Here is a 26,716-nt window from a genome sequence, read left to right as displayed (position 1 = left end):
CGCGCCGGCACGCGCCCATCCGTTCGAAGGAACTCACCATGCTCACATTCAAGGAAGCCCTCTGCCTGCTGGCGATAGCCCTCGCCTACGGCATCACCGGGCGCATGGACTACGAAGACGCCCTGCTGATGGAGCAAGTCCGGCCGCAGGTCGGCGCCGACTGCATCCTGCCGCTCGCAGGCGACGACACCCTCCCGGAAGGGGGACCCACCGGGCGCCCGCCGGTGGCCCGCCCCATCGAGGGCACCCGTCCGGAGGCGCCCTGCGTCCCGGACGCTGCGTCGGACCAGCCCATGCGGCTGACCCGGCACTGAGGGGAGCCGCCATGCACACCGATGCACGCCTGGTTCCCGGCCGCGTGCGCCTGCTGTCCGTGCAGGCGCCCGAGGACATCGAGTACCTCGTCAAGGAGAGCGAAGTGCTGACCGGTCGGTCCGGCCGCACCTTCGTCATCGCCGGTGCCGACCGGCTCGTCTACCGCGTCCACTGGCAGCCGCTCACCGAATCCGGTGGCCATGCCGCCGGGCCGGTGGTCGAGCGCCTCGGCCACGACGGCGAGGTCCTGAGTCGCCAGCACCTGCAGCTCTGGGAGTTCCTGGAGCACAGCCTCGTCGAGGCGCAGGCCGCCGGCCAGTTGTTCACCCCTCCGGTCCGCACGACGCCCTGATGGGCACCGATCCGCGCTGACCGGCCCACACACCCCGGCGGGTGCATCCCGCCAGGGGTGCGTCCGCCGGTTCTTCCCCCGATCGGGATGCCCCCGAAGGAGTCAACGATGAAGATCCAAGTCCGAATCAACGAAGAAGGCGCGCTGCGCAACCAGCGCCATGCCTTCAGCAACCGGTTCACCCTGCTGTCCGAGCTGCTGCAGAACGCGCGCCGTGCCGGCGCCCGCCTGATCCGGATCGACCACGATCCGCAGGCACGGATCCTGACCGTGCAGGACGACGGCCACGGCCTGGACGACTTCCAGAAGCTGCTCAGCTTCCACGAGTCGGGCTGGGACGCCGACACCTGCACGCAGGAGCGCCCCTTCGGCGTCGGGTTCTCGAAGTGCCTGTACGCTGCCTCGCGCTGCGTGGTGGCCTCGGGCCGACGCCGCGTCGACATCGACACCGCGGCCGCACTGGCCAAGGCAATGGTCGAGGTCGAGGAGCGCCCCCTGGATGACGCGGTGACAGGCACCCGGGTCGAGCTGCACGGCGTCGACCTGCCGGACCTTGCGCAGCGCGTCGAGGAACTGTGCGCCGGATTTCCGGTGCCGGTGTGGTTCAACGGCGAGCCGCTCAAGCGCGCCATGGCCGAGGCCCACCTGGCCACCCAGGCCAGCGCCATCGGCGCCGTGCACCTCGCGGGCACCCGCGACGGCCGGTACACCCACGACACCTGGGTGTTCCTGCAGGGCTTCTGCGTGCTGCGGCCGGCCTGGTCAACACGCGAGGACGTGAACGTCGTGCACCTGGACTCGCGCCAGTTCATGGCGCGCCTGCCGGACCGCGACCGCCTGATCGACGAGGACGTGCAGCGCCAGCGCATCGACACCGAGCTGAAGGCCTGCTGGCGGCGCACGCTGGAGATCGCCAAGGCCGAACTGCCGCCGCGGCACTTCATCGACACCTACTACCGCGTCATGCGCGGCTGGGGGCACCTCGACCTGCTGAACGACCTCGGCACCCTGCCGGCCGAGCTGTGCAGCCTGGTGTCGGGCTACCCGGTGCAGGTGGAGCATGGCGAGCGCCGCCATCTGACGCCGGTGCCGACCGCGCCCTCGCGCGAGGCCATCGAGTCGGGGGCCGTGCAGCTGGTGGCCCTGGACGACGTGGGCGACGACAACGCGCCGCGCTGGATGATGGCGCGCGCCCGCGACTGGCTGGTGTTCGACTGGATCGGCGTGCATGCCGACCACTGGGTGATGCGCCACGTCCGCTTCCTCGAGGAAGAGGGTCAGCGCGTGACGCCGGTGGGCGAGAAGCTGCGCACGGCGCTGGAGGGCCGCTGGGTCTGGCCCACGGTCATCCTCTGCGAGAAGGTTCGCCTGCGCGTCGGCGACGACGAGACGCTGGTCAGCGACGCCGGGGTCTGCCACGACGGCAATCTGTACATCCCCGACGGCGAGACGACGGGCGCGCCGGTGGAACAGCTGTCCTCGTTCACCGACGAGCACGACCAGTTCCTCGATGCCGACCGCGACGCCGACCGTGACGCGCTGGCCGATCTGCTGCGCCTGCTGCGGGCGGTGGACCCGGTGCAGACGCTGGACTCGCTGCTGCAGTCCCTGCGGCTGGGCAAGTACCCGCTGCTGCACGGCAAGACCTTCCAGCTGACGGTGGGCGTGGGTCTCGCGCCCGGGCACACCGTCGATCTGGTCGACCACGCAGCGGCGGGCGGAGGATCGCATGCAGGACGCTGACTACGCGGCACGCATCGACGCCGTGAAGCAGCGCGCGCACGGCCGCTGGAGCGAGGTGCTGGCTGCGGCCGGCATCGAGGAGCGCATCCTCCGGCATCGCAACGGGCCCTGCCCGTCCTGCGGCGGGACCGACCGCTTCCAGTACACCGACAAGTTCGGCGAGGGCAACTACCACTGCCGGCAATGCGGCCCGGGTGGCGGCTTCAAGCTGCTCCAGGCTGTGCGGGGCGTGGACTTCCATGCCGCCCTGTGCGAGGTGGAACGTTGCCTGGGCATGCTGCCGGCGGCGGCCGCCTGCGAAGCCGGTGCCCCAGCGGCATCGGGGGAGCGCATGCGCCGGCTGGTGCAGCGCATCTGGGACGAGGCGCGGCCGGTGGTGGCCGGCGACGAAGTCGACCGCTACCTGCGCGGACGCGGGCTGACCCTGCATCGGCATCCGCCGGTGCTGCGGTTCCACCCGTCGCTCGGCTACTTCGAGAAGGGTGCTGACGGCAAGTCGCGGCAGATCGCGGCCTACCCGGCCATGCTGGCGCTGATCCAGGCGCCGGACGGTCAGGCCGTGACGCTGCACCGGACCTACCTGCGCGATGGCCGAAAGCTCGACGCCGCCGACGCGAAGAAGGTGCTCTCCGCGGGCATCCACGGTGCTGCCGTGCGGCTGTTCGACGCCGGCGCGCAGCTCGCGCTGTGCGAAGGCATCGAGACCGCCCTGGCGGTGCACCTGGCCACCGGCAAGCCCGTGTGGGCCGGCATCAGCGCGGGCAACCTGGAGAAGCTCTGGGTGCCGGACACCGTGTGCGAGGTCTGCATCTACGCGGACAACGACGCCGGTGGTGACTTCGCTGGCCAGTGCTTCGCCTACGCGCTCGCGCGGCGGCTGAAGCGGGAAGAGAGGACCACCGGCCCGCGCCAGGTGCGGGTGTTCGTGCCGCGCCATGCGGGCACGGACTGGGCCGATGTGTGGTGCCAGCGTGCCACCGGCCCCGACCAGGGCCGGGGGCAAGCGACCGCATCGTCGTCGGCCGACCAGGCCTCGGGCAACCGGGTGGCCCTCGGTGGCTGAGGCAGAGGTCATGAAGCTTGGGGTGCGGCGAGCCACGGCGGGCCGCACCCGCTTTTTCAGCGGCACTGGACGGGTCGGCGCATGCCCTGCGCCACGACCTGCCGGTGCCGGCGAAAAGGTCAGGCGCCGTCGGCCCTGCGGCCGACGCGCTCCCCTCGTCGTTTCCCGACTGGTAGCTGCCAGACCAGGTGACGCCTCCCGGCGCCACGAAGGCAGCCCTGGAGATCCCGCGCGACCGATGGCGACACCCGTGTCACCGAAGTCGCGCCCCTGCCTCGCCGATGCATCGCCAATCCGCCCAGGACACGCTGCATGCGGCGAGTTGTCGTCGTCAACCCACTGCGGGGACCCGTGCCCCGACGTGGGCCGTGCCGTCCCCGCTTCTCACCCACCCCAACCCGACTGGAGAAAGTCATGAAGAGCGGACGTACCCTCGTGAGCCTGGCCCAGGAACTGGAGCGCCAGCTGCACTCGAAGAAGGACCTGATCGTGCCGTCGCAGCTGGTGCATCACAGCACCGGCGACGACGGCCGGACGCACATCATCGTCAACGAAGCCGGCAACCCGGTGCGCTACGGCGTCACGCCGCTGGCGCGCCGCCAGCTGGCCGACAAGCTGAAGATCCCGCACGCGTACTTCGAGCGCATGCGCGAGGAGCAACCGGTGCTTCTGGACCGCAACGTCAACACCTGGCTGCAGAGCGAGGACGACCGGCGCATGCTGCGCACCCTGGACGGCCAGGTGCGCGCGGTGCTGTCGGACCGCTACCGCCGGCTCGACAACTTCGACCTCGCCGAGAGCGTGCTGCCCATCCTGCAGCAGCTGCCCGACGTGCGTTTCGAGTCGGTCGAGCTGACCGAGACGCGCATGTACCTGAAGTGCATCACCTCCCGCCTGACCTACGAGATGGCGCCGGGCGACGTGGTCCAGGCCGGCGTGGTGATCTCGAACTCCGAGGTCGGCCAGGGCACGCTGTCGGTGCAGCCGCTGCTGTACCGGCTGGTCTGCCGCAACGGCCTGATCGCGGCCGACCGGTCGCTGCGCAAGACGCATGTGGGCCGTTCGCTCGGAACCGAGGACGAGGGCCTGCAGGTCTACCAGGACGACACCCTGCGTGCCGACGACAAGGCCTTCTTCCTGAAGGTGCGCGACGTGGTGCAGGCGGCGGTGTCGGAAGCGAGCTTCCGGCAGACGGCGCAGAAGCTGCAGAAGACGCTGAAGATCCCCCTCGTCGGCGACCCGGTGAAGACGGTCGAGGTGCTGGCCCAGCGCTACACGCTCAACGATGTCGAGCGCTCGGGCGTGCTGCGGCACCTGATCACCGAGGGCGAGCTCTCGGGCTACGGGCTGGTCAATGCGGTGACGCACTACAGCCAGGAGATCGACGACTACGACCGCGCCACGGAGTTCGAGGCGCTGGGCGGCAAGCTGATCGAGCTCGGCACCGCCGAGTGGAAGGGCCTGGCCGAAGCGATCTGAGCACGGCCTGAGCAGGCAGTCCGGCACGGCGGCGAGCGGGGGCAACCCCGTTCGCCGACCGTGCCGGCGCCGACGTTGCACGGCGCCCCGACAAGGGCGTCGTTCACGCCGCATATCGCTTCATGCGGTCGCGCTCACGCATTCGCCGGAATTCGCCAGGGCTTGCGAGTGGCAATTCGGTAAGCAGATGCACAGGCCCGCGCCGCCCATTGAAGTCGACCCGTCGCCCACCCTATGCTGGCCGCACAGCGCCAGAGCCACTACTTCAGACACTGCAACACGACCCGCATCCACCGACCAACCCCTCCACCCTGCCCTGCACGGGCTCGTGGTCCCCACGCGAGGACGCACCATGAACCAGGTCCAGCTCTCCGATGTGCAGATCGCCAACCTGACCCTGCTGCTCACCATCCGCGACGGCATCCTCCACGACCGCACGGCGGCGTGCTGCCGCTTCGCGCTCGACGCGATCCAGGCCGAGCGGCTCGGCACGATGAGCGTCCAGCAGCTGATGGCCATCGTGGCCAACCTGGGCGACGCCACGCTCTTCCCGCCGCGCCGCGACCTGGTCAGCCTGCTCGACATACCGCTGCCGCTGGTTCGACCGCTGGCCGCGGTCCACGCCCCCCGCCATGTGACGGCCAGTTCGGCCGCCTGACGCTCAGTTGCCGGGTCATTGGCCATGCAGTCGCGGGTCGATCGCCAACTGCGCGCCCTGGCGCTGGCCAAGGCCTGTGCGGCCTGCGGTGCACGCGTGCGCACCATCGGTCATCTGACGGGCCTGCCGCCCCGCGAGGCGCTGCGCCTGCTCTTCCCGGACCGCATGGCCGTACCTCGAGGGCGCTCGCCGGACTCCCCGGAGTGGTACCACGGCGCCAACCTGCTCCACCGCGCCGAGGCATCGATCATCGTGGCCCTGTACCGCCGTCTGCGAGACGCCGACTTCCCTGCGGGTGAAGCGCTCGTCGGTGCCTACCGCCACTACATCGGCATCTGCCAGCCGCCGCATCGCATCAGCTTCGACCGCGCCTTCGATCTGGCCGCGCACACGGACGGCCTGTGGCTCACCGACACGAGGAGCTTCTCGCTCGTCACCTGCCCGACCTGCCACAGCGAGTTCCTGGCGGCCTTCGGCTCCGTGGCGCGGTCGAACGACCACTGCCCCTTCTGCAAGCTGGTGCAGCGGTACGGCACGGACCCGCGGGTGCAGGGGGCGTTTCCGGTGCAGCCGCTGGCCGCGCCGAGGGCGGAGCAACTGGGGATGCTCGTCCTGCTGCAGTGTTCCTTTGGCTCGTCGACGGGGCAGGTTGGAACCTCCTCCGCGAGCGAATGCCAGCCGTGAGCCAATCGGTTCGCAGCAGGACCTTCACTGTCGGATGGCGATGCGAGATACAGAAGAAGCAACTCGGATCTGGTGTGGACGGCACAGCGTCCCACTTGCATCAGAAGCGAATGCCGCCGGACTTCGGTGTCGCAAACTGGTCCGGCTCCTTGCCCAGCGGGAAAGCGACAACGTACAGAACGCTCACCGGCATCGGCTTGGCATCGGGGTCGGCTCCCCACTTCACCTGCATTTTGCGTTCGGCATAGCGCAATGACACGCCGAGCGCCTTCAGGCCATCGATGCGGGACTGCAGTTCGTCGTACACCTCGAACTTCGTCGACTCGGTGTATAGGTCCGCGCAGTCACGGTACTCCCTGAAGTAGTCCACCAGTCCGGCGAACGCGTCGTCTGCCTCCCGCTCGAGTTCGAACCCAGGCTCCGACAGATCCATCATGTGAGCTTCGGCGAGCTTGGCCAACTGCTTCCCCGTCGTCAGCGGGAGTGCAGTCAAGGTGACGTGTTCGCGATCGAACTTTGCCTTCTGTGCCTTGAGTTCCTCTTCCGTCGGGATCGCGAAAGGCTTGTTCAGTACATCCAGATCCTCGAACTCGAACGCACCGGCCAGAGCCCTTCGCGTGTCCAGGCTGGCCGCCAGGCCCTGTTCGACCCGCTGGATCGTGCGGACGTTGAGCCCGGAGATTTCAGCCAACTGCTCCTGAGACCACTGGCGCATCTCCCGGAAGAGCCGCACGCACAGGCCGAGTTCGGCAGGGGTCAGCAGGCGAGCGGTCGTCACACTTTCGGCGGTGTCAATCACAAGGTTCTCCATGGTAGGACATCGATGGCACGCAGTATCGAAAGCACCGACGGCGCTGACCACGACAGCAGCCCGACAGCAGCCCGCCATGGCGGCGCATGAGCGCGGGCGACGACCGCCCGATGTCGACCGCCAGCGATGTCGGATCAGGCTTGCCGCCGAAGCCTGGTGTCGAAAGCCGCGCCCGAGAGTGATCCTTTCGGGTGTCGGCGTTCAACCGTGTCCATCAACATGGCCGCGGGTGCTCGCCTGCAATCGCCATGCTTTCGTCAGCTTCCCACGAAGCCTTTCCAGCGTCCGACCCGGGCTTCGCCGCCCTGCCCGTCCCTGACGTGCTAGCAGCGGCCGACGGCCTCGTCAGCCGCATCCGCCTGTGCTTCGGTCTGTCCCGCGACACCTTCGACGCGGAGGTGCAGCCGCTGCTTCAGCGCTATGCCAGCTACGTCCACCTGCTGCCGGCCACCGCCGACAACTACTTCAGCACACCTGCCGGCCTGCTGAACCTGGGGCTGGAGGTCGCGTTCTACAGCCTGCAAGGCACCGACGCGCACATCTTCTCCGGACGGTCGACGATCTCGGCGCGCCGCCAGCTTGAACCGCGCTGGCGCCTGGCCACCTTCATCGGCGGCCTGTGCTGCGAACTGCACCGGGTACTCAGCCACCTGATCGTGACCGACGAGGCGGGTGGCGAGTGGCCGCAGTTCCTCGTGCCCCTGGGCGACTGGCTGGCATCGCGCAGTGCCACTCGCTACTTCGTTCGCTGGCGGCCGAACGCCACCGAGTCGCGGGGCCTGGGCGTGTTCGCACTGCCCCTGGTCATCCCGGGAGCCACGCTTCAGTACCTGGCGCAGGACAACAGCGTCATCGTCCCGCACCTCCTGTCCAGCATCAGCGGGCAGCCGGTCTACCGGGACCACAACGTCCTCGACGCTCTGGTCCGCCGTTCGCTTGCGCTGGTGATCGACCGGAACCTGCAGGCCAACGCCGATCGCTATGGCGTGCCGCAGTTCGGCTCGCACCTCGAGCGCTACCTGGTCGACGCGATGCGCCGGCTGGCATCCAGCAGCCCGAGCTGGCTCCCGAACCGAGAGAAGTCGCGGTCCTGGCTGGGGCCCGACGGGCTGTTCCTTCTGTGGCCGCAGGCGGCCCACGATGTTCAGGCACTCCTCGAAGCCGATCAGTTGGCCGGCATCCCGAAGGCGCCTGAGACGATGCTCGATCTGCTTCTGGAGGCCGGGGTCTTCGTGCGGCAGCCGGACGGCGCCTCGACCTGGTTCGTCCTGCCGCCGGAGTTGAAGACCGCTGCGGAGGCGGTGAAGCTGGCATCGCCGGCGATCCTGCTAACCGGCGTCGCGCCGCCGGCCGAGCCACTGGCCATCTCGTTGGTCTGCCCACCTGGCGCCACGCGGACCACCCAGAAGGCGCCAACGACTGCACCGGCGCCAGCTCCCGCACCGCCGCCCGGCACCCAGTTCTCATTGCTCGACGCCACCGAGGTGGCCACATCACCGGCAGCTCGCACATCCCCGCCGCCGCCGGTGTCACAGACCCCGGCACCGCCACCTGCTGCCGTTGCCGACCTGGAAGTCCCGTCGCCGCCCCCTCCGCCCAACCCGCCACCGGCCGCGGCGCCGACCTTCAAGCTGAACGCACCCATGCGCCTAAACCCGGCCGTGCGCGATGCCCTCGCGGCCATCGTCGGCACCCTCAACGGGCCGGGCAGCGCAGCAGCCGCCGCACCCATCGCGGCCGGCCTGTTCGTGCCGCTGGCTGAACTGGAGGTCCGGGGCGTGCAGCCAGCGCTGGCGAGTCGGGCGCTGGCCGATGTCGGCCTGCTGGTGCATGCCAGGGGGGATGGCCCGGCCACCGTCACGGCCGACTTCCGCGGCGAGCCGAAGATCGGGCTGGTAGTTGCCCCAGCCTGCATCGATGGTTTCGACCTTGCCGCCTTCGAGCCGGCCGCGCACGAGGAACCCTGACATGCTGATGCGCCGCTATGAGATGCCCTGGCGGCGCGCCTACGAGGTGTACGCCGCCGCCGTCTGGGCGTCCGCCCTGCTGTTCTTCGCGGTGACCGGCGGGCTGGGCCTGCTCCCGCGACAGCTCGCACTCCCGCTTGCCGCGTTCTGCCTGGCGATGGGCGTCCTGCGGCTGGCGCAGGGCGTTCACACCCTGGTGCTGCGCGCCTCGCTCTCCGGCCGCGGCATCCAGGTGCTGAGCACACGGGCCGTCGCCCGCTGGACGGAAAAGCCTGACGCGGTGTTCCTGGGCTTCGGCTTCGAGTGGCGGCCCGTCCACTCGCAGCGTCTCTACGAACTGGCCAAGGTCGACTACCGGGAGTTCACCGTGGCGCCCCGCCTGCTGCAGGTGCTGGGCTACGACGCGCGCCCGCAACCCGATGCCGAGATCGGCCTGCCCTACATCCATGGCGTCGAGCCGCGCGAGGTGCCCCTGCACCGGCCGCTGCAGAACTTCGAAGGCGGCACCCTGCTGGTCGGCACCACCCAGTCGGGCAAGGGGGTGGCGCTGGCCAACCTGGTGACGCAGGCCGTACGTCGCGGCGACGTAGTCATCGTCATCGACCCCAAGAACAGCCGCCGCCTGAAGCGCGTCACGCAGCGCGCCTGCGAGGACTGGCGCGAGCCCGACACCTTCCTCGAGTTCCACCCCGCCTTCCCTGAAGCCGGCGTGCGCCTGGACTTCACCTTCAACTGGCAGAAGCCCACCGAGATCGCCTCGCGGATCCAGTCAATCATGCCGCCGGACACGGCCGGCGCCTTCTCCGCCTTCGGCTGGGACGCCGTGAATGTGGTCGTGCAGGGCTTGGTCGAACTGGAGGAGCGGCCGAATCTGGTCAAGCTCACCAAGTACATCGAGGGCGGTATCGAGCCCGTGCTGGAAGCGACGCTGCGCCGCTTCTACGAGCGGCTGCTCGGCGCCAGCTGGCGCGACCAGCCGGAAATGAAGAAGCTGCTGCACGATGCGCACCGCGGCAACATGAAGCGTCCGTCGGAGGCAGCCAGTGCGGACCTGCTGGCCCTGGTCGCCTTCTACGAACATCACGTCCCGCAGTCGCAGCGCAACAAGGTGCTTGACGCCCAGGTGCGCACCTTCCGCCACAACCGCGAGCACTACCAGAAGATCACAGCCAACCTGCTGCCGGTGCTCTCGATGCTGACCTCGGGCGACCTCGGCCGCAGTCTGTCGCCCGACCCCTTCGACGCTGGCGATGCACGGCCGATCATGAACTTCGAGAAGATCGAGCGCGCCGGGCATGTGCTGTACATGTGCCTGGATTCCCTGCCCGACCCGTCGGTCGCCACCGCCATCGGCGCACTGGCCCTGGCCGACCTGGCCGCCCGTGCGGGCATGCGCTACAACCTGGGCGGCTACCGGCGCATCTCGCTGTTCGTGGACGAGGTGTCGAACGTCATCAACCAGCCGCTGATCGAGATCCTGAACAAGGGCGCCGAGGGTGGCATCTTCACCACCTGCGCGATGCAGACGCTGGCCGACCTGGCCAAGCGCCTGGGCAGCGAAGACGCGGCGCGCATGGCGCTGGGCAACCTGAACAACCTGATCGCGCTACGGTCCAAGGACCGTCCGACGCAGGACTTCGTGGTCGAGACCTTCGGCAAGACCGCGATCCACTCGGTGCGCGTGGGCCTGAGCAGCGGTGCTGACGCTCACCTGGGCGACTTCTCGTCGAGCTACTCGACGCAGCTCACCGAGAGCTTCGAGGAGATGGTGCCCGCCGACGTGCTGGGCAAGCTGCCCAACCTGCAGTACTTCGCCTCGGTGTCGGGCGGGCGGATCATCAAGGGGCGGTTTCCGATCCTTGACCCGGATGCGGACGAACCCAGAGCAACACGTGCGGCACCGCCCAAGCCGAACCGGACTCCAGCCGCAATAGCGGGACATCCGTCGTGATCCGCATCGTCAGCATCGCCGCCCTGCTCTGCCTGCTGGTGCTGGTGCTCTACCTGCCATCGGCGCATCCGCCAGAACGGTTCCTGGCGCAGATTCGAAGCGAGCACCAGGCGATGGAAGAGATTTGGGGCGAGACGCCCGCGCTGCGTATCCTCGACCGAGCGCTGGGCCTACAGGGCGCGGCACGCGACTCAACATCCATTCCCCCGACCGCCGGCGAGTCGGCGGCCAGCGGCGTGGACGGCGCCGTGGCGCGGGAGATGGCTTCCGTCAACCAGCGGCTGTTCGGGAACAGCTACTTCCGTGCGATCGACGCGCTCGTGCTGCTGGCCGCCTTCAGGTTGTCGGCAATGCTGGAGTGGCTGCCTTGGATGGCGGCCTTCCTTGTCGCAGCGGTCGCGGACGGCGCGATCAGCAGAGTGATCAAGTCGAAGGAGTTTCTTCACCACGATCCTGAGCGCTTCGCGCTGTACACCTCGGTGGCGATCGTGCTGGCCTGTGCGTTCGTGGTTTCGATGGTCGTGCCCATCGGCGTGCATCCGGTCGTTGGGCCGTGCGTCATGGCTATGCTGGGCATCTTGGCGGGACGTAGCCTCGCGCACTTCCACCGGAGGGGATAACCGCCCGCTGGTGGTCCGTGATCTCGCGCCGCGCCTCGAAGCCGGCGCGATCCCGCTCTACGCCGCAAGGCGCACAGCAAGCGTCGGCCGGCTCCGATTGGGACCCTTGGCCAGCACGGTCGAAGTACTCGTCACAGCTGGCGGCAGACACCACTCGCTGTCGTCTCTGTGCCGTGCGTAGGCATCAAGTCAGGGCGGATCACCAGGGGCAGGCCGCAGCGCCCACCACCACCCGGAACCTGACTATTCCGCTCGGGATTGCGTCGTACCTGAAACGCGGCTACATTCTCACTCATGCAAGTGAGTGAACGAAATGTGTTGTCGGTTCGATCGACCATCGGAAGGTCGACGCTGGCAGGCGCGGCGGCGGGTCGCGAGGCCGCTGCCAAGCTTCAGGCCGGGGCAGCGACGCTCGAACATCCCTGGGTCCTGGACTTCGCCGACATGGAGCTTGTGACGGCGAGCGCGTTCCGTGAAGCCGTCTTGCCCATCGTCCGCTGGGCCGCGCAGGATGGCCAGCCCTGCCTTGTCGCCAACCTGAACGAGGTATCCCGAGAAGAGGCACTTCTGGCCGCTTCGACATCCGAAGTGGTCTTGCTCTTCTGCTCGTTGAACGACGGCGCCATTGCCGGAGCGTATGCCCAAGGCCCGTTGGACGCCAAGCTCTCCCTCACCCTCGAACTGACGCTGCGCCTCGGCGAGGCCGACGCGCGTGCGATCAGCGAGGTCTCAGGCGAGAACACCGTCATCACCGCTTGGAACAACCGCCTGGTTGCACTTACCCGAATGGGTCTGCTCACCGAGCGCAAAGTCGGCAAGACGAAGTTCTACTCTCCTGCAGTGAAGGGCATGTCGTATGGGAAATGAGTTTCTGCGAAAGCAGCGTGAAGGCCGGGCGAAAGGCTGGAATCGTCAGCTGCGCGCCAGTGAGCACGACATGCTCGCTTCGCTCGCACCCGGCCAGGAACTTGGGTGCCGCGCGACCGTCTCGGGCGACCTGCCGCCGGTTGGCAGCAAGCTGATGCTGCAGCTGATGCAGGGCGAGATCAAGGTTCGCGACCAAAACGTCTGCATCGGGGAAGTCAGCAATCCCAAAGAAGAACTTCTTCGGGGTCTCGAACGCGGCGCCGGACTCATGGTCGCCGAGGTGCGCTCACAACTGCAATCCTCCGGTTGCATCGATCTGGTCGTGGAGCGTTGACTTGCTGCCGCTGAATGCTGTCCGATTCGCATCGACTTTCAAGGACGTCGGCACCAGCCAGCCACTGCTTGGCTGCGGAAGCTGCATCGACCGCCCCGTCTGCGGCGGACTGCATCTGCGCGACACCGGCGCACTGCTGGTGGACTGCCTGTCGTTCTGCCACTGCGAGGACCGCAGCAAGTGCGACATGGTCTGCCCCAACAAGCCCGCTGAGTACGTGAGGCGTCATGAGGAGGTGGACGGCTGGGACCTCAGCACGATCCCATTGGCACGCGATGTCGACATGCCCCGACTGCCCGAATGGATCCCCCTGCTCCAGGGCAACCTCGTCGGTCCTCGCATCACATCGGTGGACGACTGCGTGGCACTACCGCTGACATACGCCCTCAAAGGTCGCAAGCACGCCACTCGGGCCAGGACTCAGCAGGAACTGGCAAGCGCCTACGGCGTGCGACCGCGGCATGGCTGGGTGCTGTCCGGCGTCCAGGAAGATCCCGCCGTTGAACGGGTCTGGCCGCTGCCCGACATCGGCAGGATCGCGAGACAGATGGTCCACGCGGGTGCGATCTTCGCGACATCGCCGGACTTCAGCACGGTGATTGACTGCCCTCGACAGGACAACCTTCACGCAATGAAGCGCATCGCCTGGGTCTGGTACCACATGACCCAAGGCGGGCTCTGCACGGCCCTTCATGTCAACGGCCGCACCGATCACGACTTTGTGCGCTGGGCGGCTTTCATCCGCAACCAGACTGCCGTCAAGGCCATCGCCTATGAGTTCCTGACCGGCACAGCCACCAAGTTGAGCATCGGACAACACTGTCAGCGGCTGACCGAGCTTGCCAAGCAAGTCGGGCGCGACCTAACACTCGTGGTGCGCGGCAACGCTGAAGCTGCTCGGTCCCTACGCGGAACCTTCAAGCAGGTGGTCATCATCGACTCCACGCCGTACATGCGTGCGATGAAACGCCGCAAGGCCTATGTGAACCCGGGTGGCAAGGCGTCCTATGTGTCGGTACAGGCCGATTCCAGACGCGAGACGCGCGCGCTTCTGAAGCACAACATCCGTGTGCTGCGCTTGGCCGCCACGGCGCCGTTCGAACGTCCGGTCGAAGATCGCCAGGCAAGCTTCGACTTTCGGTCATCACCAGCGCAACAGGACACTGACGACGAATCCCCGCAAATGCCCTTGTTCACGGACTAGGAATTTGGGCCGGTCGGCGGCCTGCACCAGCTCAAGGCTGGCCGAGTCACTGCGAACGCGAACGCAACCGTCCAGCGACCGCACCGACTGGATCACCGACCGGAAGCCCAGCCCTCGGTGCGGATCTCCGGTACGCGACCGATTCTCGATCACGGCCCAGGTCAGCGCCTCCTCGGCGGTGGCTGGTTTTACCGGCAGTGGCGACTCGGCATAGCCAGCCCGAACGCCTCTTCCGCTGTCTGCCACCACCATCCAAGCTTCGCGGTCCATGACCTCGAATGCGCCCAGCCCATCCACTGCATCGCCCGCGTGCTCGTCGATGTTGGTCAGAAGTTCATGCAGAGCCGCCGAGAGCCGGCCCGCAGCGGTCGCTTGCACGCCAACTGCCACAAGCTGCGCCTGAAACGTCTTCGCGAAGTCGTTCGACGCGGCATCCGCCGCGGCTTCGCCGCCGGCGGGTCGGTGGATCGCTCCACAGGATCCTTCGCTCACGAAGAGTCGCGATGAAGCCAACAGCCGACGCAGCAGGCGCCCGCGTGGTGTCGAATCAGCAACAGCGATCCGACGATCGGCCGTGCGGCGCAGCATCAGCAGCTCTACCAGCGCACCCAGGCTCGCACCGGAGGCATCGACCCGCACGGCCTCGCGGGCACGGGTCATCATCTGCGCGGCGTCGTCAGACTGTGCAAATCGCTGCTGGAATGTCACCCGTCAACAGCCTCCGACGCCGAATCGACACCCACGTTCCGAAGCCTCACAGCCCGATCATGGTCGCCGGGCCCAAACCATCATCCCCCCGACTGCGCCCGCTCCAGCAGCCCCGCCACGTCCTTGAACTTGTCGTAGATCACGGGTTTCTCACCCACTGACAGCGCCTTGAAGTGCGCACGGCCACATTCGATCTTGGCGCTCTCGGCGTTTCGCAGATCACTGACGAACAGGCTGCTCTTGGTCTCCACGACGAAGTAGAGCCGATCGCCGTCGGGCGTCGCCACCAGTACGGCCCAGTCGGGGTTGTAGCTGCCCAGGGGCGTCGGCACCTTGAACCAGCCCGGCAGCTTGGCGTAGACCTTGATCGATTCGTTCTTCGACAGTTGGTCCGCGAAGTCGCGCTCGGTGTCGGAGTCGTAGATGACGTGCTGGTAGACCGAACGCTCGGCATCGAGCAGCATGTTCTTCAGGTAGCCCGTCAGCTCCTCGGTCTCGAACAGCTCCTGCGCATAGTACGCCTCGTCGCCAAGCCGCTGGTAGCGGATGCCATCCACGAGGACGGCACGCTTGCAGCGGTTGATGGCGTCGGCCACCGTCTCGATGAACTGCTGCGGGTTGCGCTTGAAGTCGTTGAGCCGATGGCTGTCGACCAGGATGCGGCCGATGCTGCGCCTCGTCAGCTGAGTGCGGTTCTGCAGCTCGGTGAGGATGTCCGGTAGTTCGATGTCGTCCTCGTTGAGCACCACCATGTCGGCGCCTTTGCGTTCCACCGCCGTCACCCCGGCCTCACCGATCTCCATGCCCGCCTTTCGCCACTGCAGGCGAGTCTTGCTGACCGGCGGCGCCTGGATCACGGCGGTAATGCAGTCGCGGATGAGACGTTCATTGTCGAACTGAACCCGGTATGTCGTCTTGTACTTGATGCGGTCCCACAGCGCCTTGAACTCCGGGCTGTCCAGTACCGCACGACGCACAGGCACCTGCCGGCGCTCGTCCGCGTTCTTGATCTCGAGCTTGCCCGACACCCGACGCAACAACTCGAGGATCTGCGCTCGCTGCGCCTCCACCTCCGGCGGTAGCGGCAGATTGCCGTCCTTGATTGCGCGGCGCAGCTCGTCTTTGACCTTGCCGCGCGCATCCACCAGGCCAGTCGCGCGCAGATGCTCGGCGACCACCTTGGAGAGCTCGAAGCCCAAGGGCCTTTGCGTGCCATCAGGCTGCGCCACTGAGACGCCGGCGAACAGATGCTCGGGCACGACGCCGAACTGATAGCCGTCCGCCTCGATCTCCTTCTGCAGGCTGTCGGCGAACTGCTGGTAGCTCTCGTTCGCCACCACGGTGAGCGTGTTCACCTCGAAGCCGCGCACGCGGTGGCCCTGTTGGTTGACGCAAAGCCGCAGGCCTCGTCCGATGGTCTGCCGCCGCCAGCGCTCGGTCTCGCGCGTGCTGAAGTTGCAGATCTGAAAGACGTTCGGGTTGTCCCAGCCTTCCTTCAGCGCGGAGTGGCTGAAGATGAACTTCAGCGGCGAGTCGAAGCTCAGCAGCTTCTCCTTGTCGCGCATGATCAGGTTGTAGGTGTCGTCGTCGGCCGCCGTGCTTCCGCTGGTGTCCTTCACCATCTCAACGGTCTTGCCGGCGATCTTCTTCTTGTCGATCGAGAAGTAGCCGTTGTGCACGTCGGCCGCTGCGGCGCTCAAGTCCACCGAGCCGAACAGGTCGCGGTAGTCCGGGTGCCCGGCCCAGCGCTTGTATTCCTCTTCGAAAATGGTGGCGTAAACGCCCTTCTGGGCGTTGCCCTGGGCGTCGTAGATGCGGTACTTCTCCACCGCATCGATGAAGAACAGGCTCAGCACCTTGATGCCCATCGGGCGGAAGCGTCGTTCCTTGTCCAGGTGCTCCTTGATCGTGCGGCGGATCATCTCCCGTTCGATCGCCAGGGGTTCCACGCCACCCCAGGTCTCGTTGACGCGCAGGTAGTGCTGCGCGCCCGGCACATGCAGTTCCAGCAGCTCATCCTTCTTGGCTGCGCGAATGGTGCCGATCCGCAGATCAGCGTACACGGCCCGTCCCGTCTCCTGCTGCAGATCGAATCCGTCCTGCACCTCGACCTCCTGGCGCTTCACCGTGCCGGCCTTGGTCCGCACGTCCAGCTCCACCGTGGCCACCACGGTGCCGCGCTTGGCCTTTGCACCGAGGAACTTCACATAGGGCTTGTTGTGCGCCTGCTCGACCGTGGCCGCGGCAACCTCGATCTGCTTAACCAGCTTCTGCTCGTAGGCGTCCACGGCGTCCAGCCGATAGACCATGTTGTGCTTGTCGACGTGGGTCGCCGAGTAGCGCAGCGTGCACAGCGGGTGCATGCGGGACAGCGCTTTGCGGCCCCGGCCGTCGATGCCGCCGTCAACGCTTTGCGGCTCGTCCACGATGAGGATCGGACGGGTCTGGCGAACCAGATCGATCGGCTTCTCACCGCCAGTCTTCTCACTGGCGCGGTACATCACGTTCTTGCTCTTCTCGCGGCGCAACGCCTCGTCGGCTTCCTCGGCAGCAGCTTCCTGCTCGTCGCCGAACTTGTTGATGGCGCCGACCGTGATCACCATGATCTGGATGTTCGGGCTGGTGGCGAAGTTGCGCACCTGGCCCAGCTTCGCCGAGTCGTACTGGAAGAACTCGTACCCCTTGGCTCCCGGGTACAGCGCCTCGAAGTGTTCGCGGGTGATCTGCAGCGTCTTGTTCACGCCTTCCTTGATGGCAACCGACGGCACTACGACCACGAACTTGGTGAAGCCGTACCGCCGGTTCAGCTCGAACACCGTGCGCAGGTAGACGTAGGTCTTGCCGGTGCCCGTTTCCATCTCCACCGTGAAGTCCGGGGACAGCTTCGTCGTCGGCGGCAGACCATTCCGCAGCTGCACCTCGCGCAGGTTGGCCTCGATCTCGTCGTCGAGCAGGGTCAGCCGATTGCCGATGCCGCCCTGTTCGGTTGCCAGCATCCCCTCAAGTGCTCCTTGCGCGGCGGCAGAGTCGCTGTCTGGTCGGGCGGCACGCACGGTCACCGTGAACTCGGTCCGGCAGACCTCCTGGCCCCGGAACAGGTCACACACCGACTCGATCGCCGCCGACTGATAGGGCAGGTCCGCCTCAAAGTGCAACCTCACGTGGCCGCCTCCCCGGCCTGTGCGGCTTCCAGCCACCCCTGCTTGGTGAGCACATTCAACGCGATGCCGATCTGCCGCGGCGTGAACTGGCGCTTCCGGTCATTCCAGGCGTAGGTGCGCTCTACCACCTCGGCCGGGGTTCTTCCAGCACTCTCGTGCCTCGCCACCCAATGCACCGTGGCCAGCAACTCCAGGCCGAACGGCGTCTCGAAGCCTTCGACGAGACGTCCCACGCGGTCAAAGCGCTCACGCGTCAGAACATTTGCCTCCAAGAATGCGTTGGCGTCGTCCACCGCACCCGGCACCAGCGTCAAGGGCTTGTCCGGCGCATCGCCGCCGTCGGCATAGCCGGCCACCAGGTGCCCCTCGATCGCCCGCAGCACGTGGCGCAGGTTCTCGGCATAGGGCCCGTAGGGCGCCTTCACGTACTTCAACCGAAGGGGCTCGCCCGCTTCCTGCATGAAGTACATCAGTTTGTGAACCTCCAGCAGGGTGATCGTGGGGTCGAGCAAACCACGGATGTAGCGGCCCATCAGCTCCACCAGTGCCGCTCGTCCGGCCGTCATGGTGGGCACCTCGCGGCTGTGGTGCATCACATCGGACGCCGGCGCCCCCTTCGGCTCGAAGATGCGCACACGAACGTCAGGCAACTCCCTCATCGCGGCTTCGATGCGCGGTCGCACGTCGTTCCAGTCCAGACCGCCCAGCCCGCTGCCCAGCGGCGGAATCGCGATCGACCGAATCCCGCGCTGGCGGATCTCGCGCACCAGCGCCTCGAGACCCGACTCGATGTCCTCGATGCGGCTCTTTCCGCGCCAATGCCGCTTGGTCGGAAAGTTGATGATGTAGCGTGGCGTGGTCAGCTGACCGATTTCGTAGACGAACATGCGGCCGGGTTGCACCTCTTCGCGCTTGCAGGCTGCCTCGTAGGCCTTGAAGTTCTCCGGCCAGGCGTTCTTGAACTGCAGCGCGATGCCTCGGCCCATGATGCCAACGCAGTTCACGGTGTTGACGATGGCGTCCACATCGTCCTTGAGAATGTCGCCGCTGGTGAATTCGATCATCGCGGTCTCCTTGTCAGTAGTACCAGGCCGGCAGCACGGCCACTGGCGGCCGGTGCCCGCCCACGGGCAAGGCGTGCGCCACCTGGGCATTGATTGCCGCAGAGTACACGCCGATGCGCTCGATCAAGTGCCACGGGAAGCTGTGCTCCATGAGGAACTCGGCCTGTTTGCGCTCCTTGACGGCGGGCCACTGCGTGCTGGCCACCGCGCTCCAGTCGATCTCGCCCAACTGAGCCAGGTCGGCCCGGTCTTCGAAGTAGTACGAGCCCGCGTTGGACAGCGTGAAGGCCCACCGCCTGCCGTTGGCCTGAGCCCAAGCGACGGCGTTGAACAAGTCGGCCTCCAGGTGCACGATCGGCTCCTGCCCGCCCTTGTAGGCCAACTCGGGGTTGCGCTTGTGGATCAGGTACAGCATCACCGAGCGCGGGCAGAAGTAGAACGGCGCGCATTGGCCAACGTACAGGCCCGGGTGGCTGTCCAGTGTCAGCTCCGTCAGCCTGCGCTGCTTGATGTTGCTCATGCCGATGACGGTGCCGGGCGGCGCCAGGCGCTGCACTTCGGCGTCGGAAAGCAGCCCTCCAACCACGATGGACGGCAACCGGTCCACATGGCAGATGTGATAAATCTTGGGCCGCGCCGGTACCGGCATGGTCAGAGGCTCCGCACCTTGGCGATGCCGTGCTGTTCGAGGATGGCCGCCAGATTGGTCTTGGCCACGTCGTTCTCGAACGCGCTGTCGCGGAAGACGCAAGTCACGTCGCCCGCTGGGTCAAGTTCCTTCCGCCACTCCACTACCCCGAGGGCAAGTGGCTCGGACTCTCCGGCTGTAATGAGCTTGTCCAGACATGCAATCAGTACGCCGCCTCCAATGGCATGGATTGGCTTGTTCGCGACGACGCGGGTCTGGATTGGGACACACAGATCAAGCCCCAGCTTGAGAAGCAGTTCGTACAGCAAATCGGCATCAGTCCGGTCGGGGTCGATGTGATCTAGATGGTCAAGCAGTGATTGCTCCAAGCCCGCGCTTGTAGAAGCCCAATTCTTCAAGTTCGAGCTATCAAGCTTGAATACACGGAATCCTACGTCGCCGACCAGCGCTGGCTCAAGTTCACGTAGCCTCTGCCCAGCCCTGCGCAATCTCTCCTTCGTAAGCTCTGCAATGGTCAGCGGCTTACCAATCTGGGAGCAGAAAGCAGCACCAACTTTTTGATCCTTATCCTCGGGGCTTAGCCTCTCTGGAAGCTGAACCAATACATATCGACGGTTTTTCCCATCCGCACGATTCAATTCCATCACGGCCTGTGCCGTAGTTCCACTACCCGCAAAGAAGTCCAGGACAAGGTCGCCTGGCTTCGCAATGAATTCAAACAGCGAGCGCAACAGTGCGACCGGTTTCGGGTTCGAAAACAGCTTCTGCACGCCAAACATCGCATTGAGTTCGTTCGATCCTGTTCGGCTATCGAGGTGAACGACACTGGAGAGCTTGCCCTCGTAGTCCTCGAGGTACTCCTTGATCTGAACGATTTGACTGTCATCTTCGCCGAAGAGGATGCGCTTGGCTTCGATGAGTTCGAGCATTCGCGGCTCAGGGTATCGATACCCATTTACGGGAGGAACGCAGGGCCTTTTTGTCGTCGGATGGGGGACGTCATACACATAGCCGCCCGGCTTGGGGTTATGGACCTTTCTACTACCTGTGTAGACCCCGTTCTCATCAACTCGGTCGTAGTGTGTTACCGCAGCAAGCGCTTCACGGTGTACCTTGATGAAGCCGCGAAGCTCGGCCTGAATCGATTCAACGTCAGACCCAAGCATGGCTTTAAGTCGGACGTATTCCTTCAATAGGGCTTCTTTGGCGTCCTCAGATGAGTTCTTCCACACGCCGTCGACAGAATCCTTGTCCCTAGAGTAGCAAAGCAAATACTCGTGCTCAATTGCGATTCGAGTTGGATTGTTGTCGGTAGCTCCCTTCCAAATGATGGTGCCGACGAAGTTCTCTTCGCCGAACACCTCATTGCATGCGAACTTAAGGCTGGCCTTCTCACGATCATCGATGCTGATAAGTACCACACCGTCTGCCCGGAGAAGGTTCCGAGCGATTAGCAGACGCGGGTAGATCATGCTGAGCCAGTCGGTATGAAACCGACCACTCGCCTCGGTGTTGCTGGCAATCTTTCGGCCGCCCTCGACCTGCCCCGTCAGCTCCAAGTAGTTCTTGATGCTGTCCTGAAAGTTGTCCGGGTAGACGAAGTCCTTCCCGGTGTTGTACGGAGGGTCGATGTAGATCAGCTTCACCTTCCCGGCGTAGCTCTTCTGCAGCAGCTTCAGCACCTCGAGGTTGTCGCCCTCGATCATCAGGTTCTGGGTGGTGTCCCAGTCCACGCTCTCGTCGCGGCAGGGGCGCAGCGTCCCGGTGCTGGGCGTCAACGCCAGTTGGCGCGCGGCACGCTTGCCGTGCCAGTTCAGTCCGTACTTTTCGTCGGCGTCGGTCACCGTGGAATCGCCGACCAGGCTCTTGAGCACGTCGACGTTGACAGCCGGCACAGTGCGTCCATCTAGCTGACGCTCGGTCACCAGTTCCGGGAACAGTGCCTTCAGCCGGGCCAGATTCTCGGCACGCAGGTCTGCACTCTGCGATTCGGGCGCGCCGGGTTCGATCTTCTCTACAGCCATCGTTCGGTTCTCATAGGGTCTTCAGTTGCAGGGGCCCACCGATGAGGACCCGCAAAGCTCACATCATCGCAGCCCACGGCGGCTCACCCGCGCGCTCGCCGCTGCCGATTCATCCGCCGCCGACCATCAGCTTCTGGCGCAGCGACTCCATCAGCGCGCTGATGCTGCGCAGTTCCTCGTTCAGCGCCACCTGGCGGGCCAGCTGGCGCTCCTTCATCGCCCGGGCGCGCAGCTCGGCGGCTTGCGCCCGCAGGCCACGAAATTGCTGCAGCGCAGCATGCCTGGCCTCGGCCTGCGCCCGGCTGGTGCTGGGCACGAAGGACCCCGTCTCCTGCGCTGCGTCAAGGGCGGCGATGGTGTCCATCCATCCCTGAACAAGGGCAAACAGGTCGGTACGGGGTTGGTTGGCGAGCGCCAGTGCGGTCCTGAAGGCAGCGCCTCCACCTTCCGGCGGCACTTGCACCGACATCAGGGGGCCATCCAGGACCACTTGCTCCGCTTCCGTCTGCGACCGGCGCAGGTGGGCCACCGACAGGCCTAGGCTGTCATCCACCGTGGTGGCCAGCAGTACCGGATGCGGCACGGCGCGATGCAGCAGTTCCACCAACCGTGCAGGCCGCGTACCAGGGCGGAGCGAGAGGCTCAGAACCGCGGCCTCGCGGTAGTGACGGTGCTCGTCTTCGTGCTCGGGTACCCCGATGAGGTGAGGCTTCAGCGACGCCAGCCAGGTGATCTCGTCGATGCCATCCTGGATGAGCCGCTTGTCTTGCGCCGTGGCGGCGCCATGTTCGACCAACAGCTTCTTGGGCACCCGCTGCTGCACCCGGGTGGAGTCGGGCAGCGCCAGCGCCTGAAGCAGTTGGTCGACCGTCATGCCGCCCGTCAGGCCGTTCCAGCGGAGCCCGCATGATCGGCGGGAGCCTCCGTGCCCGGCAAAACCACGAGGTAGGCCAGCACTTCGAAGTCGTTCATGCCGGCGAACTCACCCTTCAAGGCGTGTGTACCGGCTGGGTCGAACAGGCTGGCCACCGCGCGCTCCGCACTCTTGCCGGCCACCGACGACACGGCTGCAGCGAGCAGCCCTTGAGCTTGTCGCATGTCGGCGCCCTGCCGAGTTTGCTTGCCATAACGCGCCACGGCTAGCGCGTCAGGCAGTTCCCGGCCCATGCACAGCCGCTTGAAGCGATCCAGCGCGTGCTTGGCCTGGGTGTAGGGCAGCAGTACGTTGCCGCCTTCGGACACGTGCACCAGGTAAACCGGCGCCAGCGGATAGCCTGGGTCGACAGCTCGCTCGGCCGCTTGCCCCTCTGCCCGCAGGCAGAAGAGGATGCCTGGCGGAAGGTCCGCCTCGGTCGTCGTCACCACGGCACTGGCGCCCAGGGGCATCGACTCCAGCTTCCCAGGGTGCGCCTTCAAGTAGCGCGCCAGGTCGATGCGGAAATCCGTCAAGGTCAGGTCGGTGATGGACACGCCGCTGGAGAGATCCTCCAGGTCGATCACCGCGTCCTGCAGCTTCAGCAGTTGCTTGCGCCGGTACTCCAGGTCATTCATCGGGTCGCCGGACTGCTGCTCGATCAGGTTCTCTTCGCCGGTGGCCGAGACGTCGAGCAACACCATGCGCCCGCTGACGCGCTGCTCGAGGTTGATGTACTCCTCCAACTCCATGTTCGGCCAGAAGTTCACCAGCTGGATGCTGGTGTTGGGCGAACCGATGCGGTCGATGCGGCCGAAGCGCTGGATGATGCGCACCGGGTTCCAGTGGATGTCGTAGTTGACGAGCCAGTCGCAGTCCTGCAGGTTCTGCCCCTCGCTGATGCAGTCGGTGGCGATCAACAGGTCGATCTCGCCCTCGTCGGCCAGGCTCGCCGGCCGCTCCTTCGATCTCGGCGAAAACGCCGTGAGGATGCTGCCGAGGTCGCGCCGAAGACCGGGCAGCGTGGTCTGGTTGCCGCCGGAACCCGTGACGAGCGCGCCATCCACGCCCAGCTGGTCGCGCGCCCAGCCAGCCAAGTGCTCGTAGAGGTATACGGCCGTATCGGCAAACGCGGTGAAGATGATCAGCTTGCGATTGCCGGCGTTGATCGGATTGCGAACCTTCTCGGCGATGAGTTCTCGCAGCTTCAGCAACTTGTCGTCGCGGCCTGCGTCCACCTGGCGCGCTGCAGCGTGCAGCGTGGCGAGCCGGTTGCGATCCTCGGTGAGATCCTGGCGCCAGCGGGCCAGGTCCAGGTCGCCCAGCAACACCTTGACCTTGCGGCCGACCAGCAGCGGTTCGAACAGCGGATCGTCGACATCGACGTCTGCGATGTCGAGTTCCTCGAACTCGCTGGCCTCACCTTCAGTTCCCGCCTTGTAGGCCGCCAAGCGCGCCAGCGTGGCGTCCACGTCCTTCAACTGCCGGCCGACCGTCAGCGCGAAGGAATAGACCGAGCTCTCCATGCGCTTGAGCAGGTTCACCCGCATCAGGTGGATCAGGCTCTCTTCCCGGTCGACTTGGCGGAAGATGCTCTCGCCACCGCGGATGGCCGTGCTGTACTTCTGGTCGTAGGCGGCAAGCCGCCCTTCCTTCACGTACCGCAGCGGCGCATAGCTTGCGAGCTTCAACCGCCGGATCTCGAGGTTGATCTCCTTGATCGGCCGGAACTCGCCCGCACGGTCGACATCGGCCTTGATGTTCACCGGGGGCAACCGGCTGGGAAACCGGCCCGTCTCTTCAGTGCCGTAGTACTTCTCAATGTGGCGCCGCGAGCGGGCGATCGTCAGGTGGTCCAGCAGCGTGAAGTAGTCGAAGCCGAGCATGTCCACCAGCAGCGACGGGGTCTTCTCATCCTCCGGTAACTCGAGCCATCGGTTGAAGGCCTTTTGCGCCCGGCGGGTGGTGCTGTCGATGCTGGCAATGCCGTGGTCGAAGAGCGCCGTGTCGTCACCCTCCGTGACGAAGGCAATCTGGTTGCGGAGGTCGGCCAGCCGGTTGTTGACGGGGGTGGCCGACAGCATCAGCACGCGGGTCTTGACACCCTCGCGGATGATTCGGCGCATCAAGCGGTCGTAGCGGGTCTCATTGCCCTGCTTGGGCGACTTCTTGTTCCGGAAGTTGTGCGACTCGTCGATGACCACCAGGTCGTAGTTGCCCCAGTTCACGTGGCTGAGGTCGATGTCACCCGATAGCCCGCCCTCGCGGGACAGGTCGGTGTGGTTCAGGACGTCGTAGTTGAACCGGTCAGACGCCAGGACGTTGCGCTGATCATTGGCCTTGTACAGCGTCCAGTTGTCGCGCAGGCGCTTGGGCGCCAGCACCAGGACACGGTCATTTCGAAGCTCGTGGTACTTGATGATCGCCAGTGCTTCGAATGTCTTACCCAGGCCCACGCTGTCGGCAATGATGCAGCCGCCGAAACGGTCCAACTTGTCGATCGCGCCCACGACGCCGTCGCGCTGGAACTTGTAGAGCTTCTTCCAGACCACCGTGTTGCGAATGCCGGTGGCGGCCTTGACGATCCGGTCTTCGTCCAACTCCTGCCCGTCACGCTGCAGGAGGTGAAACAGCACGGCCGCGTACACGCTCGCCGGGTCACGCGGGCTGGCGAGCCCTTCGAGTTCGGCGAGCAAGCGCGCCTTGGCCTCAGCGCGTGCGCCCAGCGCCGCCCACTGCGCATCGAACCACTGCGCGAGCATTTGGCTCTCAGCGGGCGACTCCGACGCCTGAATGAAGGACAGCGGATTGCCTGGGGTCAAACCGAGACCGTCTGTGGACAGGCCGAACGACCCGTGGACCGCTTGAACGGGCTCTCCGGCTGCGTCGCGAATGACCGCGAGGCCTTGGGGAATCTGGCCGGCCGCAGCGCGCACCTCGGCCACGGAACGCAGCCAGTCGGCCATTTGTCGAGCCAGAAAGGCGGTCTGCAGGCGGTTGCGCGCCGGTCGATCCGCCTCGCCTCCGACGAGTGCCAGATCGGCGCCCGCGCCCGGAAAGATGCACCTGCCACTCCCAAGCTGGGTCGCCTGGGACTGAAGCGCTTCGAAGGCAAACAACGACGCGGTGCCTGACATCAAGTCAAGCGACACGCCGCGCGCCGCGTGGGCCAGGATCAGGTCGAGAACTCGGTCGGTGCCTGCGTTTTGAACCAGCCGCATTGGTTTCAAATCTCCCTCTGCGCCACTCTACCCAACTTGAACGGAGACCCCAGAACATCAGACCTCGGACACAAGGGTCGGCTCGGCGTCGAAACCCCCCTCGCAAACGCGCCATTCCGCGGCGCCGCGGCGGCAGCCGGCTCCTACCCTTTCGGTCACGCGCTCGACAGAGCACGGCCTTCAGATCCTGAAGCCACCGAACGAGGACCGCGCCATGTACTCTGCATTGCCCGCTGCCCGCTGCGACGTCGCCACCCAGGCTGGCCAGGCCGGCTCCGGCACCCACGACAGCGAACACCCGGAGACCATCGAGACCCGGCTCTGGCTCGAGGAGCACGACTGGCTGTTCACGGTGCTGCGCAGCGAGGGCAACGTCTCGCCGACCTTCCGCTTCCCGGACCTCATCAGCGCCTGCGTGTCGCTGGTCTTCCTGCACGATGACGCGCCAGCGCGGATCTTCGATTTCCTGGGCACGCAGTTGGTGCTGCGCCCGCCGCTGACGCCCAGGCGCCGCGAGTCGATGTGGCGCCCGCAGTACGAGCTGCTGCTGGCCGTGCAGCGCTCGCCGGCCAACCGCCACCCCAACCCCAAGTTCCAGCTCGACCAGCTGACCACGGCCTGCGTGGCCCTGTGCCGCCAGCACGAGGGCGCCGACGCGCTGGTGCTGCGCCAGGCCCGGCTGAACATGGCCGACCGAGCCGCGCGCGGGCGCCCATTCCGCCCCGGATGAGGCGAAAGGTGACGGCGCGGTGGTGCAGGGGTTTCGCACCTCACGCGCCGCAGGTCGCCTCCCCGTAGACCCGCTCTCGATACCCGCTCCATACCCGCTCCACACCCGCTTCCGACCCTGGCCGCTTCGCCGGGCCTCACCCGTCGCTCGACGCCCTGCAGTCGGCCAGGCCTGGCCGACTGGAACGGCGTCGCCCTG

The 26,716-nt window shown here is 66.2% G+C and carries 23 protein-coding genes; 15 read left to right on the top strand and 8 right to left on the bottom strand.

What is annotated here, in order from left to right; genetic code table 11:
- The first annotated feature begins 38 nt into the window (after positions 1 to 38).
- The 7 genes from C1704_RS06715 to C1704_RS06685 all read left to right on the top strand — a co-directional run bounded on the left by C1704_RS06715 (position 39) and on the right by C1704_RS06685 (position 6,294).
- On the top strand, positions 39 to 314 hold the full coding sequence (locus C1704_RS06715; protein WP_104301944.1) for a hypothetical protein: 276 nt from the start codon (positions 39 to 41) through the stop codon (positions 312 to 314).
- A gap of 11 nt (positions 315 to 325) precedes the next feature.
- Entirely contained in the window at positions 326 to 667 is a 342-nt protein-coding gene (locus C1704_RS06710; RefSeq protein ID WP_104301943.1) for a hypothetical protein, read from the top strand.
- 108 nt (positions 668 to 775) lie between these two features.
- Complete coding sequence (locus tag C1704_RS06705) at positions 776 to 2,410, top strand: ATP-binding protein (RefSeq protein WP_104301942.1); 1,635 nt, start codon at positions 776 to 778, stop codon at positions 2,408 to 2,410.
- Positions 2,397 to 3,473 carry a DUF7146 domain-containing protein gene (locus tag C1704_RS06700; protein ID WP_104301941.1) on the top strand — a complete coding sequence of 359 codons (1,077 nt, stop codon included), beginning with the start codon at positions 2,397 to 2,399 and terminating at the stop codon, positions 3,471 to 3,473. Before C1704_RS06705 ends, C1704_RS06700 begins: the two co-directional genes overlap by 14 nt.
- A gap of 414 nt (positions 3,474 to 3,887) precedes the next feature.
- Positions 3,888 to 4,952: a DUF932 domain-containing protein gene (locus C1704_RS06695; RefSeq protein WP_104301940.1), complete on the top strand. Its 1,065-nt coding sequence runs from the start codon at positions 3,888 to 3,890 to the stop codon at positions 4,950 to 4,952.
- Positions 4,953 to 5,304: 352 nt separating this feature from the next.
- On the top strand, positions 5,305 to 5,610 hold the full coding sequence (locus C1704_RS06690; RefSeq protein WP_104301939.1) for a hypothetical protein: 306 nt from the start codon (positions 5,305 to 5,307) through the stop codon (positions 5,608 to 5,610).
- A gap of 24 nt (positions 5,611 to 5,634) precedes the next feature.
- Positions 5,635 to 6,294, top strand: a complete 660-nt coding sequence (locus tag C1704_RS06685) for a FlhC family transcriptional regulator (protein ID WP_104301938.1) — start codon at positions 5,635 to 5,637, stop codon at positions 6,292 to 6,294.
- A 100-nt stretch (positions 6,295 to 6,394) separates the two neighbouring features.
- Here the strand turns inward: C1704_RS06685 and C1704_RS06680 are convergent, their stop codons facing one another.
- A complete protein-coding gene (locus C1704_RS06680) occupies positions 6,395 to 7,105 on the bottom strand; it encodes a helix-turn-helix domain-containing protein (RefSeq protein ID WP_104301937.1) in 711 nt (236 codons plus the stop codon).
- A 248-nt stretch (positions 7,106 to 7,353) separates the two neighbouring features.
- On the opposite strand from C1704_RS06680, the gene mobH reads away from it, so the two are divergent.
- The 6 genes from mobH (at position 7,354) to C1704_RS06650 (ending at position 14,048) form a co-directional block, all read left to right on the top strand.
- Complete coding sequence (gene mobH / locus C1704_RS06675; RefSeq protein WP_104301936.1) at positions 7,354 to 9,072, top strand: MobH family relaxase; 1,719 nt, start codon at positions 7,354 to 7,356, stop codon at positions 9,070 to 9,072.
- A 1-nt stretch (position 9,073) separates the two neighbouring features.
- On the top strand, positions 9,074 to 11,023 hold the full coding sequence (traD, locus tag C1704_RS06670) for a conjugative transfer system coupling protein TraD (RefSeq protein WP_104301935.1): 1,950 nt from the start codon (positions 9,074 to 9,076) through the stop codon (positions 11,021 to 11,023).
- A complete protein-coding gene (locus tag C1704_RS06665; protein ID WP_054018408.1) occupies positions 11,020 to 11,643 on the top strand; it encodes an IncC plasmid conjugative DNA transfer DtrJ family protein in 624 nt (207 codons plus the stop codon). Before traD ends, C1704_RS06665 begins: the two co-directional genes overlap by 4 nt.
- A 294-nt stretch (positions 11,644 to 11,937) precedes the next feature.
- Entirely contained in the window at positions 11,938 to 12,510 is a 573-nt protein-coding gene (locus C1704_RS06660; protein ID WP_146076042.1) for a hypothetical protein, read from the top strand.
- Positions 12,500 to 12,844, top strand: coding sequence for a hypothetical protein (locus C1704_RS06655; protein ID WP_197284542.1), 345 nt, complete (start codon positions 12,500 to 12,502; stop codon positions 12,842 to 12,844). The genes C1704_RS06660 and C1704_RS06655 overlap by 11 nt, the downstream gene beginning before the upstream one ends.
- 1 nt (position 12,845) lies before the next feature.
- On the top strand, positions 12,846 to 14,048 hold the full coding sequence (locus C1704_RS06650) for a DUF4417 domain-containing protein (RefSeq protein ID WP_054018411.1): 1,203 nt from the start codon (positions 12,846 to 12,848) through the stop codon (positions 14,046 to 14,048).
- Here the strand turns inward: C1704_RS06650 and C1704_RS17425 are convergent.
- The 7 genes from C1704_RS17425 to C1704_RS06620 all read right to left on the bottom strand — a co-directional run bounded on the left by C1704_RS17425 (position 13,989) and on the right by C1704_RS06620 (position 25,533).
- A complete protein-coding gene (locus tag C1704_RS17425) occupies positions 13,989 to 14,756 on the bottom strand; it encodes a hypothetical protein (protein WP_146076041.1) in 768 nt (255 codons plus the stop codon). The genes C1704_RS06650 and C1704_RS17425 overlap by 60 nt on opposite strands.
- A gap of 80 nt (positions 14,757 to 14,836) precedes the next feature.
- Positions 14,837 to 17,917 carry a type III restriction-modification system endonuclease gene (locus C1704_RS06645; RefSeq protein ID WP_104301933.1) on the bottom strand — a complete coding sequence of 1,027 codons (3,081 nt, stop codon included), beginning with the start codon at positions 17,915 to 17,917 and terminating at the stop codon, positions 14,837 to 14,839.
- Positions 17,914 to 18,981: a type II toxin-antitoxin system antitoxin DNA ADP-ribosyl glycohydrolase DarG gene (gene darG, locus C1704_RS06640; RefSeq protein ID WP_054022753.1), complete on the bottom strand. Its 1,068-nt coding sequence runs from the start codon at positions 18,979 to 18,981 to the stop codon at positions 17,914 to 17,916. The genes C1704_RS06645 and darG overlap by 4 nt, the downstream gene beginning before the upstream one ends.
- Before the next feature lie 13 nt (positions 18,982 to 18,994).
- Positions 18,995 to 19,630, bottom strand: a complete 636-nt coding sequence (gene darT, locus C1704_RS06635; RefSeq protein WP_054022754.1) for a type II toxin-antitoxin system toxin DNA ADP-ribosyl transferase DarT — start codon at positions 19,628 to 19,630, stop codon at positions 18,995 to 18,997.
- Between the two features lie 2 nt (positions 19,631 to 19,632).
- Complete coding sequence (locus tag C1704_RS06630) at positions 19,633 to 21,654, bottom strand: site-specific DNA-methyltransferase (RefSeq protein WP_104301932.1); 2,022 nt, start codon at positions 21,652 to 21,654, stop codon at positions 19,633 to 19,635.
- Positions 21,655 to 21,763: 109 nt separating this feature from the next.
- The gene (locus tag C1704_RS06625; RefSeq protein ID WP_104301931.1) at positions 21,764 to 22,528 is read right to left on the bottom strand and encodes a DUF4391 domain-containing protein; all 765 of its coding nucleotides are present in this window, start codon (positions 22,526 to 22,528) and stop codon (positions 21,764 to 21,766) included.
- A gap of 8 nt (positions 22,529 to 22,536) precedes the next feature.
- Complete coding sequence (locus C1704_RS06620; RefSeq protein WP_419186784.1) at positions 22,537 to 25,533, bottom strand: helicase-related protein; 2,997 nt, start codon at positions 25,531 to 25,533, stop codon at positions 22,537 to 22,539.
- Between C1704_RS06620 and C1704_RS17735 the strand changes: the two genes are divergently transcribed.
- Positions 25,423 to 25,701, top strand: a complete 279-nt coding sequence (locus C1704_RS17735) for a hypothetical protein (RefSeq protein WP_245876403.1) — start codon at positions 25,423 to 25,425, stop codon at positions 25,699 to 25,701. The genes C1704_RS06620 and C1704_RS17735 overlap by 111 nt on opposite strands.
- 301 nt (positions 25,702 to 26,002) lie before the next feature.
- Positions 26,003 to 26,518, top strand: coding sequence for a hypothetical protein (locus tag C1704_RS06615; RefSeq protein WP_054022758.1), 516 nt, complete (start codon positions 26,003 to 26,005; stop codon positions 26,516 to 26,518).
- The last annotated feature ends 198 nt before the right edge of the window (positions 26,519 to 26,716 follow it).

This window comes from Caldimonas caldifontis (genome assembly GCF_002930615.1).
Classification (GTDB): Bacteria; Pseudomonadota; Gammaproteobacteria; order Burkholderiales; family Burkholderiaceae_C; genus Caldimonas; species Caldimonas caldifontis.
The sequence above is the reverse complement of the archived record's forward strand: the minus strand, read 5'-3'. Positions and strand labels throughout refer to the sequence as shown.

Excerpts from the sequence above, each read along its gene's own strand:
- C1704_RS06715 (WP_104301944.1), top strand. The coding sequence starts at position 39 with ATGCTCACATTCAAGGAAGCCCTCTGCCTGCTGGCGATAGCCCTCGCC.
- C1704_RS06710 (WP_104301943.1), top strand. The coding sequence starts at position 326 with ATGCACACCGATGCACGCCTGGTTCCCGGCCGCGTGCGCCTGCTGTCC.
- C1704_RS06705 (WP_104301942.1), top strand. The coding sequence starts at position 776 with ATGAAGATCCAAGTCCGAATCAACGAAGAAGGCGCGCTGCGCAACCAG.
- C1704_RS06700 (WP_104301941.1), top strand. The coding sequence starts at position 2,397 with ATGCAGGACGCTGACTACGCGGCACGCATCGACGCCGTGAAGCAGCGC.
- C1704_RS06695 (WP_104301940.1), top strand. The coding sequence starts at position 3,888 with ATGAAGAGCGGACGTACCCTCGTGAGCCTGGCCCAGGAACTGGAGCGC.
- C1704_RS06690 (WP_104301939.1), top strand. The coding sequence starts at position 5,305 with ATGAACCAGGTCCAGCTCTCCGATGTGCAGATCGCCAACCTGACCCTG.
- C1704_RS06685 (WP_104301938.1), top strand. The coding sequence starts at position 5,635 with ATGCAGTCGCGGGTCGATCGCCAACTGCGCGCCCTGGCGCTGGCCAAG.
- C1704_RS06680 (WP_104301937.1), bottom strand. The coding sequence starts at position 7,105 with ATGGAGAACCTTGTGATTGACACCGCCGAAAGTGTGACGACCGCTCGC.
- mobH (WP_104301936.1), top strand. The coding sequence starts at position 7,354 with ATGCTTTCGTCAGCTTCCCACGAAGCCTTTCCAGCGTCCGACCCGGGC.
- traD (WP_104301935.1), top strand. The coding sequence starts at position 9,074 with ATGCTGATGCGCCGCTATGAGATGCCCTGGCGGCGCGCCTACGAGGTG.
- C1704_RS06660 (WP_146076042.1), top strand. The coding sequence starts at position 11,938 with ATGCAAGTGAGTGAACGAAATGTGTTGTCGGTTCGATCGACCATCGGA.
- C1704_RS06655 (WP_197284542.1), top strand. The coding sequence starts at position 12,500 with ATGGGAAATGAGTTTCTGCGAAAGCAGCGTGAAGGCCGGGCGAAAGGC.
- darG (WP_054022753.1), bottom strand. The coding sequence starts at position 18,981 with ATGATCGAATTCACCAGCGGCGACATTCTCAAGGACGATGTGGACGCC.
- darT (WP_054022754.1), bottom strand. The coding sequence starts at position 19,630 with ATGCCGGTACCGGCGCGGCCCAAGATTTATCACATCTGCCATGTGGAC.
- C1704_RS06630 (WP_104301932.1), bottom strand. The coding sequence starts at position 21,654 with ATGGCTGTAGAGAAGATCGAACCCGGCGCGCCCGAATCGCAGAGTGCA.
- C1704_RS06625 (WP_104301931.1), bottom strand. The coding sequence starts at position 22,528 with ATGACGGTCGACCAACTGCTTCAGGCGCTGGCGCTGCCCGACTCCACC.
- C1704_RS06620 (WP_419186784.1), bottom strand. The coding sequence starts at position 25,533 with ATGGCCGACTGGCTGCGTTCCGTGGCCGAGGTGCGCGCTGCGGCCGGC.
- C1704_RS06615 (WP_054022758.1), top strand. The coding sequence starts at position 26,003 with ATGTACTCTGCATTGCCCGCTGCCCGCTGCGACGTCGCCACCCAGGCT.